The following is a 12051-nucleotide window of genomic DNA, read 5'->3' as shown; positions in this document are numbered from 1 at the left end:
TCCTCGGCGGGCCCGGCGTCGGGCCGCCGGACGGCTCAGGCGGCCTCGGAGACCTCCGGCCGGGCAGCGCCCGGCATCAGCCCCTCGCGCTGCGGCCTGCGGCCGAAGCGGGGCATGCCCAGGGTGATGAACGCCTCCGCCTGCATCGCGGCGAAACCGATCCGGGGCAGGTCACGGGTGTTCGGGAAGACCAGGAACCGGGGCTCCCACTCCGGCTGGAACTTCGCGTTGAACTTGTACAGCGACTCGATCTGGAACCAGCGCGACAGGAACACCAGCAGCCCGCGCCAGGCGCGCAGCACCGGACCGGCGCCGATCCGCTCGCCGCGGGCGAGCGCCGAGCGGAACATCGCGAAGTTCAGCGACACCCGGCGCACGCCCATCGCCGGGACGGCCTGCAGCGCGGCGACGATCAGCAGTTCGTTCAGGCCCGGGTCGGCCGCCCGGTCACGGCGCATCAGCTCCAGCGAGATGCCGTCCGCACCCCAGGGCACGAAGTGCAGCACGGCCTTGAGGTCGTCGCCGCCCTCGCCCTCCTCGGGCGCCTTGTGGGCGGTGACCACCACGCAGTCGTCGTCGCCCGGGTCGCCGAACCGGCCGAGCGCCATCGAGAAGCCGCGCTCGGTGTCGGTGCCGCGCCAGCGGGCCGCGGCGTCGGCGATCCGCGCCTTCTCCTCGCGGGTCAGCTCGGCGACCCGGCGGACCTGGCAGGAGTAGCCGTTGCGCTCGATCCGCTTGACCATCTGGCGGACGTTGCGCATGGCCCGCCCGGAGAGCGAGAAGGTCGCGGTGTCGACGATCGCCTCGTCGCCCAGCTCCAGCGCGTCCAGCCCCGCCTCGCGGGTCCAGACCTCGCCGCCGACCTCGCTGCAGCCCATCACGGCCGGTACCCAGGCGTGCTCGCGGGCCTCCGCCATGAAGACCTTGATCGCGCCGGGCCAGGCCTCGACGTCGCCGACCGGGTCGCCGGAGGCGAGCATGACGCCGGAGACCACCCGGTAGGAGATCGCCGCCTTGCCGGTGGGCGAGAACAGCACGCTCTTGTCCCGGCGCAGCGCGAAGTAGCCGAGCGAGTCCCGCTCGCCGTGCCGGTCCAGCAGCGCCCGGACCTTCTCCTCGTCCTCGGCGGTCAGCTCGGGCTTCGGCTTCTCCGGGCGCAGCGCCAGGTAGGTGGTGGTGAAGGCGGTGATCAGGCCCATCGCGCCGAGCAGGTAGCCGACCAGGTCCCCGATCCGGTCCGTGTTGTAGTGCACCGGGCCCTCGAAGCCGAACAGCCCGTAGACGACGTGCTCCAGCCGCTGGTACGCGCCGGGGTCCCCCAGCTCGTACCTGGTGCGGGTACTGACGACCAGGAGGCCGAGCAGGAGGCCGACGGTCCCCAGCACGACCAGGTTGACCACGGCGCGCCAGCGGGTGCGCGGGTCGGCCTTGGCGTAGAACTCGCGCCGGTGGATCAGCATGACCGCGAACAGCACCAGCGAGATGACCGCCGGGCCGAGCTGGTGCCAGCGCAGCAGGTGCAGCGCCGCGCCGACCGGCAGCAACACGCACACCGCGCGCCAGGCGCGCCGCTTGCGCCGGCGCAGCGCGTGCGCGAGCAGCACCAGCAGCAGGCCGATCATCAGGGTGCCGGCGGCGGCCAGCGTGGTGGTGCCGCCGGGAAGCTGCCCGGCGAAGGTGTGCACCTTGGTGTGCCGGAGCTTGGGGAACACGGCGCTGGCGATGTCCACCAGCCCGATCAGCAGACAGGCGTAGCCGACCGCGCCGGGGAGCCAGGCCCTCGGAACGGCGGCCGCCTGGGTGCGAAGCGTCTGCAGGCCACGACGGCGCAGCGGCTGCTCGGGACTCGGCTCAACGGACACGGGAACGCTCATGGGGGTTCAGCGTAGAGGCTGTGGCGGGGTGTCCGGTCACTCCCGGGCGGGAGCCGTGATGGACCTTCATGCCTTTTCCTTCATCAGGCAATACGCACACCAAGGAACCGGCAACGAAGGGTAAACCGGCGCCCTGGGGGCACTGCGAATTGAGCCGAGGGGTGGGCGCCGGAGCCCCTCACCGCGTGGCGCGACGGGCCCCCGCGTACGTCCTACGTACGGTGGACGCCGCATTTTAGGGCGTCGGTTGCGTGTGAGCGCCGTCGGCCTCCCGGGGTCCCCCCGGCGTCCGGACAGCCTAGCCGCGGTGGCCCGGACTGACGCACCGCCAGACGATGAAGCCTGCACCGACAGTGTCCCACCGGAAGGCCGACGGTATGGAACTGACCAGCGACGCGCTGATGAACTCGCTGCTTGCCCTGGGTTCGGCGGCGCTCGTCATCACGCTCTGGATCTGGCCCAGGCTGGCGCGGCAGCGACCGCTGCCGGTGCTCGGCCGCATGGGCCTGCTGACGCTCACTCAGGCGGCGGTGCTCGCGGTGCTGGCGCTCAGCGTCAACAACGCCTTCGGTTTCTACACCTCATGGGACGACCTGCTCAGCCCCGGGGGCACCAAACTCGCCCTGACGAGCAACGAGAACCACGAGGGCGGGGTCCCGGCCGGCGGCGCCCTGCTCACGCCGACCAACGAGGGCGGCATGGAGAGCATCGGAGACCTGCCCAGAGGGGCACCCGAGGAGGTCGGCAAGGTCGAGTCGGTCCGGATCACCGGCAAGGCGACCGGACTGTCCGACCAGATGTTCGTCTACCTTCCGCCGGAGTACTTCGACCCCAAACTCGGCCTGACCCGCTTCCCGGTGCTGCTGACCATCGCCGGCTACCCCGGCACCACGCTCAACCTGATGAAGGAGCTGCCGGTCGTCCAGACCGCCGTGGGGCTCCAGCGCGCGGGGAAGATGCAGCCGACCATCGTGGTGCTGGCCAGTCCGACCCTCACCCCGCCGCGCAACACCGAGTGCGTCGACGCCCCGGGCGGCCCGCGCACCGAGACCTGGTTCGCCGAGGACGTCCCCGAGGCGCTGCACTCCGCCTACCGGATCGGCCGCTCCCCCGCCTCCTGGGGCGTCTTCGGCTACTCCACCGGCGGCAGCTGCGCGCTGCGGCTGACGATGCGCCACCCGGCCGTCTTCGGCAGCGCCGGCGGCCTGCACGCCGAGTTCAAGGTCACCGAGGACCAGTTCACCGGCGACCTGTTCGGCGGGGACAAGGCGCTGGCCGAGCAGAACGACCTCGCCTGGCGGCTGCAGAACCTGCCCGCCCCGCCGGTGTCGACGCTGGTGGTCTCCACCCGCAAGGACGGCGAGTACCCGCAGACCGCCCAGTTCGTCGAGCTGGCCCAGCGGGTCGCCGCCGCCAACCCGCAGTTCCAGGCGGAGTCGATGTACCTGGACGACGGCGGCCACAACTTCGAGACCTGGGTGCGCGAGCTGCCCGCCTCGCTGGAGTGGATGGGCCACCACCTCGGATAGGCCTAGGGTCCGTCTTCAAACCCCCGCCTGCCGGGCGGACGACGGAGGCTTGAAGACGGACCCTAGGGCACCTGAGTGATTACCGGCCGGTCGGGCACAGTACCCGCCGTCCAGGGGGGACGTATCGCGACCGCCCCGGCCGAACCCCGGCCGGGGCCGCCCCGGATCCGGGCAGGAGGCCCCATGCTCAGCACCCGATCGCTCTTCGACGAGATCTATCGCAACGACGAGGCCTACCAGCTGTTCTGCAGCATCGCCGCCGGCGGCGAGGACCAGGGCGGGTGGGAGAACGAGCGGATCACCGAGCTCACCCGCGACCCGGTGCTCGCTCCGAAGATCGCCCGGCACGGCGCCGACGAGCGCAAGCACGGCCGGATCTTCGCCCAGCTGCTCCACAAGCGCGGCCTGCCGAAGGTCGACGTCCCCGCCGAGGCCGACTACTGCATGCTGCTGGAGCGCCAAGGCGTCGGCCTCGCCCATGAGCGGCTGACCACCGAGGTCCCGCTGACCGACCGCGAGATCATCACCTACCTGGCGCACAGCCGGGTCACCGAACAGCGCGCGGCCGAGCAGATGCGCCAGCTGGTCAAGGTCTACGGGGACAACCCCGACCTCGGCCGGGCGATGCGGATGATCTCGGCGGACGAGGACAACCACCTCGCCTACTGCCACGAGGAGCTGCTGCGGCTGACCGCCGAGGGCCACGGGTCGTACATCCGGCACGTGCTGGAGACCAGCGCGCGCGGCGAGATCCGCACCCACCGGGACGTCGGCCTCGCGGTGACGTCCCGGATGGCGCGGATCCTGCGGTGGCCGCGCTGGCAGCTGGCCGTGGTCATGGCCGGTGTGCACGCGCTCTACCTGTACGACCTGCTGTACGGCTGGCGGCGGATGGTGCGGCTGCGGATGCCCGCGCGCCGCAACGCGCTGGGCACCCCGGCCCCGCCGCACACCGAGCCCGAGCACGGGCCCGCGCCCGACCCGGTCAGCGACCGATGATCAGGCTCATCGCCTCGGCCCGGGTGGCCGGGTCGCGCAGCTGGCCGCGCACGCAGGAGGTGATGGTCTTGGCGCCGGGCTTGCGGATGCCGCGCATCGACATGCACATGTGCTCGCACTCGACCACGACGATCGCCCCGCGCGGCTCCAGGATCCGCATCAGCGCGTCGGCGACCTGGCTGGTGAGCCGCTCCTGCACCTGCGGCCGGCGGGCGTAGACGTCGACCAGCCGGGCCAGCTTGGACAGGCCGGTGATCTTGCCGCTGGTGGACGGGATGTACCCGACGTGCGCGACGCCGCGGAACGGCACCAGGTGGTGCTCGCAGACCGAGGTCAGCTCGATGTCCTTGACCAGCACCATCTCGTCGTGGCCGAGGTCGAAGGTGGTGGTCAGGACGTCCTCGGGCTCCTGCCAGAGGCCCGCGAATATCTCCTTGTAGGCCCGTGCGACCCGGGCCGGGGTCTCCAGCAGGCCCTCGCGGTCCGGGTCCTCGCCGACGGCCAGCAGCAGCTCGCGGATCGCGTTCTCGGCCCGCTTCTGGTCGAAGGTGCCGACGGCGGGCGGACCGTCGAGCGTCACCGGGTCGATCATGCGGGCCTCGCTAACTGGTTGACGAACAAGAGTTGAACAGCACGGATGCCGCGCCTCCAGGGTACAAACCCCGGTGACGCGGCATCCATTCCGTCGGGTGCCCGGGCTTCCGGTCAGTCCTCGGCCGGCGGCTCGACCGGCAGCGGCGGGAGCTTCACCACGTCGGCCGGGGCGGCCTCGGCGGTGGCGGCGGCGCCGTTGGTGAGCGCCAGCTCCTTGGGCGACTGCACCGGCGGGCGGGTGGACGGCGTCCGGCGGGCGGAGCCGGTCCACGCCGGACGGGCCGGGCGCTTGACGATCGGGGCGAAGATCTCGGCGATCTGGTCCTTGTTGAGGGTCTCCTTCTCCAGGAGCTCCAGGACCAGGTTGTCGAGCACGTCCCGGTTCTCGACCAGGATCTCCCAGGCCTCGTTGTGCGCCGACTCGATGAGCTTCTTGACCTCCTCGTCGACCAGCCCGGCGACCTCCTCCGAGTAGTCGCGCTGGTGGCCCATCTCGCGGCCCAGGAACGGCTCCGAGTTGTCGCTGCCGAACTTGATCGCGCCCAGCCGCTCGGTCATGCCGTACTGGGTGACCATGGCCCGCGCGGTGGCGGTGGCCTTCTCGATGTCGTTCGAGGCACCGGTGGTCGGGTCGTGGAAGACCAGCTCCTCCGCCGCGCGCCCGCCCAGCATGTAGGCCAGCTGGTCGAGCATCTCATTGCGGGTGGTGGAGTACTTGTCCTCCTCCGGCAGCACCATGGTGTAGCCGAGGGCCCGGCCGCGGGACAGGATGGTGATCTTGTGCACCGGGTCGCTGTACTGGCAGGCCGCCGCCACCAGGGCGTGGCCGCCCTCGTGGTACGCGGTGATCTTCTTCTCCTTGTCGGACATGATCCGCGTGCGCTTCTGCGGACCCGCCACGACGCGGTCGATCGCCTCGTCCAGGATGTTGTTGTCGATCAGCTTCTTGTCCGAGCGGGCGGTCAGCAGGGCCGCCTCGTTCAGCACGTTCGACAGATCGGCACCGGTGAAGCCGGGGGTGCGCTTGGCGACGGCCGAGAGGTCGACGTCGGGCGCGATCGGCTTGCCCTTCTGGTGCACCTTGAGGATGTCCAGACGGCCCTGGAGGTCGGGGCGCTCGACCGCGATCTGGCGGTCGAAGCGGCCCGGGCGCAGCAGCGCCGGGTCCAGGATGTCCGGGCGGTTGGTGGCGGCGATCAGGATGACGCCGCCCTTGACGTCGAAGCCGTCCATCTCGACCAGCAGCTGGTTGAGGGTCTGCTCGCGCTCGTCGTGGCCGCCGCCGAGGCCCGCGCCGCGGTGCCGGCCGACGGCGTCGATCTCGTCGACGAAGACGATCGCCGGGGCGTTCGCCTTGGCCTGCTCGAAGAGGTCGCGGACCCGGCTGGCGCCGACACCGACGAACATCTCGACGAAGTCGGAGCCCGAGATCGAGTAGAACGGCACACCGGCCTCGCCCGCGACGGCGCGCGCCAGCAGGGTCTTGCCGGTACCGGGCGGGCCGTAGAGCAGCACGCCCTTAGGGATCTTGGCGCCGACCGCCTGGAACTTGGCCGGCTCCTGGAGGAACTCCTTGATCTCGTGGAGCTCCTCGACCGCCTCGTCGGCACCGGCGACGTCGGAGAAGGTGGTCTTCGGGGTGTCCTTGGTGAGCAGCTTGGCCTTGGACTTGCCGAACTGCATGACGCGCGAGCCGCCGCCCTGCATCTGGTTCATCAGGAACAGGAAGACCAGCACGATGATCACGATGGGCAGCATCGACAGCAGCAGGCTGACGAGGGTGCTCTGCTTCTCCGGGCTGATGGTGTAGCCCTCGGAGAGCGTGTTCTGGTCGTTGTCGTTGATCTGGGCCTGCAGCTTGTCGGCGATCGCGACGCCCTGATCGCCGATGTACGAGGCCTGGAACTTGCTGCCGGACTGCGGCTTGCCGGAGCTGGCCGCGGGCAGCTTGGCGCCGTCCTTCAGCTGGATCTTTACGGTGTTCGAGTCACCCGTGGTGAGCTGCGCCGACTTGACCTGCTTCGCGTCGATCGCTGCGACGACCTGACCGGTGTCCACCGTCTTGTAGCCGTTCGAGTCCGAAACGACCTGCATCAGCACGATGACGGCGAGGACGGCCAGCACGATCCACATGATCGGCGCACGGAAGTATCGCTTGACGTCCATCCATGCGGGGCGTTGCCGCCCCGTCCCTCCTGCCACTCAACGGCGCCGCGGGGCTGTGTGCCACCGGCGCATTCGGTCAGTGCTCATGTGAAGAGCGGTTTATTGGACCGTACCGCAGTACGACCCCCACGTGGCGGGAGCACGGCGATACGACGTTCTTCTATGGTCCCCCGGATCCAACGGGCGGGAACAGGCTGCTGTTCCCGCCCGTCGCCCGAACGGGTCTCAGCCGCCGTAGACGTGCGGGGCGAGGGTGCCGATGAACGGCAGGTTGCGCAGCTTCTCCGCGTAGTCGAGACCGTAACCGACCACGAACTCGTTGGGGATGTCGAAGCCCACGTACTTGACGTCGATCTCGACCTTGGCCGCGTCCGGCTTGCGCAGCAGGGCACAGACCTCCAGGGAGGCCGGGCCGCGCGAGCCCAGGTTGCCGAGCAGCCAGGACAGGGTCAGGCCGGAGTCGATGATGTCCTCGACGATCAGGACGTCACGGCCGGCGATGTCGGTGTCGAGGTCCTTCAGGATCCGCACCACACCGGAGGACTTGGTGCCCATCCCGTAGGAGGAGACGGCCATCCAGTCCATGGTCACCTGCGAGTGCAGGGTGCGGGCGAGATCCGCCATGACCATCACGGCCCCCTTGAGGACGCCGACGATCAGCAGGTCCTTGCCTGCGTAGTCCCGGTCGATGCGCTCGGCCAGCTCCAGGAGCTTGGCGTCGATCTCGTCCTTGCTGATGAGCACCTTCGCGAGGTCAGCGCCCATGTCGTTCTGGTCCACCGGGGATACGTCCTCAAACGTGTCGGGGTCTGGATGGCCGGCGGCCGGCTCCCCCGGGGCATGCCCGCCCGTCAGTCGCCCTGCCGCCGAAAGACCAGCGTGCCACACCGCCGGGTCGCTTCGACGCCCCCGGGTAGGTGCAGCGGCCCCTGGCCGCGCCATCCGGTGACCAGCAGGTCGATCGTTTCGAGGTGCCGGGCGAACAGGTCCCCGGCCGGGCAGCCCGCCCGCAGCGCGGCCCGGCGCAGCACCCGGCGGCGCACGGCGGGGGGCAGTTCGGCCAGCTTGACGGCGTCCAGGGCGCCCTCGCCCGCACGGAGGTCGCGCTCGGCCAGCGCGGCCCACTGGTCGAGCGCGTCGGCGTCGTCGCGGAACAGCCGGGCGGTGCGGGCGAGCGCCTCGACCACGCCGCCGCCCAGGTGCTTCTCCAGCACCGGCAGCACCTCGTGGCGGACCCGGGAGCGGGTGAAGGCCGGGTCGCGGTTGTGCGGGTCGTCCCAGACCGGGATCGCCTGGGCCGAACAGGCCTGCCGGGTGGCGGCCCGGTCCAGTTCCAGCAGCGGACGGCGGTAGCGGCCCTTCTGAGCGGGCATGCCGGCCAGCGAGCGGGAGCCCGAGCCCCGGGCGAGGCCCAGCAGGACGGTCTCGGCCTGGTCGTCGCGGGTGTGCCCGAGCAGGACGGCGACCGCGCCGAACCGCTCGGCGGCCTCGTCCAGCGCGGCGTACCGGGCGTCCCGGGCGGCGGCCTCGGGCCCGCCCTCGCGGCCGACCCGCACGGCGACCGCCTCGACGGGGTCCAGGCCCAGCTCGCGCAGCCGGCCGGCGACCTGGGCCGCGCGCTCGGCGGAGCCCGACTGCAGGCCGTGGTCGACCGTGACGGCGCCGACCCGCAGACCGATCTTGGGGGCCTCGAAGGCGGCCGCGATGGCGAGCGCCATGGAGTCCGCGCCGCCGCTGACGGCGACCAGGACCAGCGGCGAGCCGGGTGCGGCGGGGGTGCGGGGCAGCCCGGACGGGTGGCGGTGGGCGTTGCCGATCAGCGTGGTGCCGACGGCGGCGGGCAGCGCGGCGGCGGCCAGCGGCGCACCGCCGGCGCGCTCGCGCGGCTCCCGGGCGGGGGCGGTGAAGGTGGAACCGGCCTCGGAGGCGAGGTCGGTGAGGGTGCGGCGAACGGCCAGGCGTATCGCGGCGACGGCGGGGTGAGGGCCCACGGCGACGACTCCTCAACGGAGGGGGACAGGACGGCGGTGGGCGCGGCGGGGGACCGCGCATCTGTGAGCACCCTGTTACCGGGCGCTCACAGATGGTGGCAGAAAGGAGGCACCCACTACGCCACAGGCGCCACCGGTACGACCACCGTCCCACGTTCGGGTGAATGAAGAAACGTATCTTCACCCGCCATGTGCACGGCTGGACCACCCGTACGAACGGGGCGGCGGGCCGCCTCCCGCTTCACCCGCCCCGGCTCACCGCGCGACGCGGGCCACCCAGGCGGCGGGATCGTGGATCTCCTCCTTGGTCGGCAGCGTGTTCGGCGAGGTCCAGACCCGGTTGAAGCCCTCCATGCCGACCTGCTCGACCACGCCCCGGACGAACACCGCGCCGTCCTGGTACTGGCGGAGCTTGGCGTCCATCCCGAGCAGCCGACGCAGCATCAGGTCCAGCCGGTTGGCGCCGCGGTCCCGGCGCTGCTGGAACTTCTCGCGGATCTCGGCGACGCTCGGCACCACCGCCGGGCCCACGCCGTCCATCACCACGTCCGCGTGCCCCTCCAACAGGGACATCACGGCGGTCAGCCGGCCCAGGATCTCGCGCTGCGCGGGCGACTGGACGATCTCCAGCAGACCGGCCGAGGAGGCGTTGTCGCCCCGCCCGCCGCCCAGCCCCGGCAGCCCCGCGCCCAGCGAACCGGCCGCGTCCCGCAGCCGGTCCAGCAGCGCGCCCGGGTCGACGTCCGTCTCGGCCAGGAAGGACTGCACCTCGGACTGGATGTGGTCGCGCAGCCAGGGCACCGCGGTGAACTGGGTGCGGTGGGTCTCCTCGTGCAGACAGACCCAGAGCCGGAAGTCGACCGGGTCGACGTCCAGCTCCCGCTCCACGTGCACGATGTTCGGCGCCACCAGCAGCAGCCGCCCGGGGCCCGGGCCCTCCGGGCCCAGACGCGGCTTGTCGAACAGCGCGGCCGGGCTGTCCGGCGTCTCCAGCGAAGGCTCGGCCGGGGCGAAGGTCTCGTACTGGCCGAGCACCTTGGTGGCCAGGAACGCCAGCAGCGCGCCGACCTCGATACCGGTGGCCTTCTCCCCCACCGTGCCGAACACCGCGGAGGCCGACCCGTTCGTCCGGCGCGCCTGGAGCTTCTCCACCAGCGGCTGCACGATGGTCCGGAAGCCCGCCACGTTGGCCCGCACCCAGCCGGGCCGGTCCACGATCAGCACCGGGGTCGCGGCCGCCTCGGCCAGGCTGCTGGAACGCATGCCGGTGAACTCCCGGACGTGCTCCTCGGCCGCCAGGGCGTGCCGGCGCAGCTCGGCGACCACCGCGGCCGCCTCGGCCCGGCTCACCTCCGGCCCCGGCCGCACCAACCTGGTCGCGGTTGCGACCGCGAGATTCCAGTCGACCATGTCAGCACCGCCGCTCGCGCTCGTCATGCCCTCACCGTACGTGCTCCCGCCCCCCTGGGGGAGCCGGAACGGCCGCCCAATGACCACCCGACCGGGCCACACCGTCGCCGACGCGCCCGCCTCCACCACGCGAAGGCCCCGCCCGACCCGGGCCACGCCTCCCGCAAGCACCACAGCCGGCCGGCCGCAGGCCCGGTCACCGCCACCACACAACGCCCCGCCCGTCCCCGACCGAGCCACCCCACACCGAGCCGCGTCGGTCCGGCGGCCCCGTCCCAGGGCACCCCCAACACCCGGCACCAAGACCACACGCCACAGAACCCCGCCCGGACGCGCCTCCGGACCCGCCACAGCCGGGCGCCGGCAGGCCCGGCCACGCCCTACGCCGCGCCACCCCGCCCCCAACCCCAGCGCCCCCAACCGCCCAGGCCCCACGCCGAGCCTCCCTGCCCGGGCAGGGCCAGGCCGGGCACCACCCCGGGCCGCGCCTCCGTCTTCGAGCGGCGGAAGGCCAGGCCACCGTGAGACCCACCCCGGTTCCAGGCCCCGATGCCCCCACTGGCCGGAAGATGCCCCAGGTGCCCTGGCAGCACCCCGGACCCCCGGCCCCCTGCCTTCAACTCCGAGCGGCGCCACCCGGCCCAGGCCCGCACCCGAGCCTCGTTCCCGAGCCGCGTCTCCCCGTCCAGGCAGTGGATGGCCGGGCCGCCGTCAGACCCCCCGTCTCGACCTCCGGACGGCCCCGCCCCACCTCCAAGCCTCGACGGCCCGACCGGGACGAGCCGCCCTCGCACCAGGGCGCGTCTCACGGGCCCCGGCGGCCGGTTCAGTGGCAGCCGCAGGCGGCCAGGCGGGCCACTACGCGGTCCATGGCGGCGCGCGCGGTTTCGGCGGGGGCGGTGGTCCGGGTCATCAGGGCGAAGGAGAGCAGGCGGCCGTCGGCGTCCACGACGGTGCCCGCCAGGGTGTTGACGCCGCTCAGGCTGCCGGTCTTGGCGCGGACCAGGCCGGCCGCGTCGGCGGCGCCCGAGGCGGAGCCGAAGCGCTTGCCGAGGGTGCCGGTGAATCCGGCGATCGGCAGACCGGTCAGCACCGGGCGCAGCGTCGGGTGCTCCGCGGAGGCGGCCAGCGCCAGCAGCTTGACCAGGGCGACCGGCGGGATCGCGTTGCCGGTGTGCAGGCCGCTGCCGTCGTTGAGCACCACGCCGGTCATCGGCACGCCGAGCTTGGCGAGTTCCTGGGTGACGGCGGTGGCGGCGCCCTCGAAGCTGGCCGGCTGGTGGGCGGCGAGCGCGGCCTGCCGGGCGATCGCCTCGGCGAGGGTGTTGTCGGAGGTGGTGAGCATCCGCTCGACCAGCCGGGACATGGTGGGCGAGTCGACCCGGCCGAGCACCGGCGCGTCGGCGGCGGCCGGGGCGGTGGTCGGCTTCGCCTTGCCCTGCACCCCGATGCCCTGGGCCTTGAGCAGGGTGGCGAAGGTCTCGGCGG

The 12051-nt window shown here is 72.3% G+C and carries 8 protein-coding genes and 1 pseudogene; 2 read left to right on the top strand and 7 right to left on the bottom strand.

The window, feature by feature from the left end:
- Positions 1 to 35: 35 nt before the first annotated feature.
- Complete coding sequence (locus tag ABD308_RS36825; protein ID WP_344344644.1) at positions 36 to 1874, bottom strand: phosphatidylglycerol lysyltransferase domain-containing protein; 1839 nt, start codon at positions 1872 to 1874, stop codon at positions 36 to 38.
- 377 nt (positions 1875 to 2251) lie between these two features.
- On the opposite strand from ABD308_RS36825, the gene ABD308_RS36820 reads away from it, so the two are divergent.
- Both ABD308_RS36820 and ABD308_RS36815 read left to right on the top strand, forming a co-directional pair.
- Positions 2252 to 3403 (top strand): alpha/beta hydrolase, encoded by a 1152-nt coding sequence (locus tag ABD308_RS36820; protein WP_344344642.1) that lies wholly within the window; start codon positions 2252 to 2254, stop codon positions 3401 to 3403.
- 183 nt (positions 3404 to 3586) lie between these two features.
- Entirely contained in the window at positions 3587 to 4402 is an 816-nt protein-coding gene (locus tag ABD308_RS36815; RefSeq protein WP_344344640.1) for a ferritin-like domain-containing protein, read from the top strand.
- On the opposite strand, the gene folE is transcribed toward ABD308_RS36815, so the two are convergent.
- The 6 genes and pseudogenes from folE to dacB form a co-directional block, all read right to left on the bottom strand.
- The gene (gene folE, locus ABD308_RS36810; RefSeq protein WP_030309924.1) at positions 4389 to 4994 is read right to left on the bottom strand and encodes a GTP cyclohydrolase I FolE; all 606 of its coding nucleotides are present in this window, start codon (positions 4992 to 4994) and stop codon (positions 4389 to 4391) included. The two genes, ABD308_RS36815 and folE, sit on opposite strands and share 14 nt — an antisense overlap.
- 113 nt (positions 4995 to 5107) lie before the next feature.
- On the bottom strand, positions 5108 to 7162 hold the full coding sequence (gene ftsH / locus ABD308_RS36805) for an ATP-dependent zinc metalloprotease FtsH (RefSeq protein WP_344344637.1): 2055 nt from the start codon (positions 7160 to 7162) through the stop codon (positions 5108 to 5110).
- Positions 7163 to 7387: 225 nt separating this feature from the next.
- Positions 7388 to 7942: a hypoxanthine phosphoribosyltransferase gene (hpt, locus tag ABD308_RS36800; protein WP_049654051.1), complete on the bottom strand. Its 555-nt coding sequence runs from the start codon at positions 7940 to 7942 to the stop codon at positions 7388 to 7390.
- Positions 7943 to 8013: 71 nt separating this feature from the next.
- Entirely contained in the window at positions 8014 to 9153 is a 1140-nt protein-coding gene (gene tilS / locus ABD308_RS36795) for a tRNA lysidine(34) synthetase TilS (RefSeq protein WP_344344633.1), read from the bottom strand.
- 255 nt (positions 9154 to 9408) lie between these two features.
- The gene (locus ABD308_RS36790) at positions 9409 to 10590 is read right to left on the bottom strand and encodes a zinc-dependent metalloprotease (RefSeq protein WP_344344631.1); all 1182 of its coding nucleotides are present in this window, start codon (positions 10588 to 10590) and stop codon (positions 9409 to 9411) included.
- A 799-nt stretch (positions 10591 to 11389) separates the two neighbouring features.
- Positions 11390 to 12051 (bottom strand): annotated as a pseudogene (dacB, locus tag ABD308_RS39845) (D-alanyl-D-alanine carboxypeptidase/D-alanyl-D-alanine endopeptidase); the annotation flags it as partial.

Source organism: Kitasatospora putterlickiae (genome assembly GCF_039527695.1).
GTDB classification, from domain to species: domain Bacteria; phylum Actinomycetota; class Actinomycetes; order Streptomycetales; family Streptomycetaceae; genus Kitasatospora; species Kitasatospora putterlickiae.
Note: the sequence above shows the minus strand (reverse complement) of the source record. Positions and strands in the feature narration are given on the sequence as shown.

What these genes read in the sequence shown, in the direction of transcription:
- ftsH (WP_344344637.1), bottom strand. Translation starts at nt 7,162, where the DNA reads ATGGACGTCAAGCGATACTTCCGTGCGCCGATCATGTGGATCGTGCTG.
- ABD308_RS36815 (WP_344344640.1), top strand. Translation starts at nt 3,587, where the DNA reads ATGCTCAGCACCCGATCGCTCTTCGACGAGATCTATCGCAACGACGAG.
- folE (WP_030309924.1), bottom strand. Translation starts at nt 4,994, where the DNA reads ATGATCGACCCGGTGACGCTCGACGGTCCGCCCGCCGTCGGCACCTTC.
- ABD308_RS36820 (WP_344344642.1), top strand. Translation starts at nt 2,252, where the DNA reads ATGGAACTGACCAGCGACGCGCTGATGAACTCGCTGCTTGCCCTGGGT.
- ABD308_RS36790 (WP_344344631.1), bottom strand. Translation starts at nt 10,590, where the DNA reads ATGACGAGCGCGAGCGGCGGTGCTGACATGGTCGACTGGAATCTCGCG.
- ABD308_RS36825 (WP_344344644.1), bottom strand. Translation starts at nt 1,874, where the DNA reads ATGAGCGTTCCCGTGTCCGTTGAGCCGAGTCCCGAGCAGCCGCTGCGC.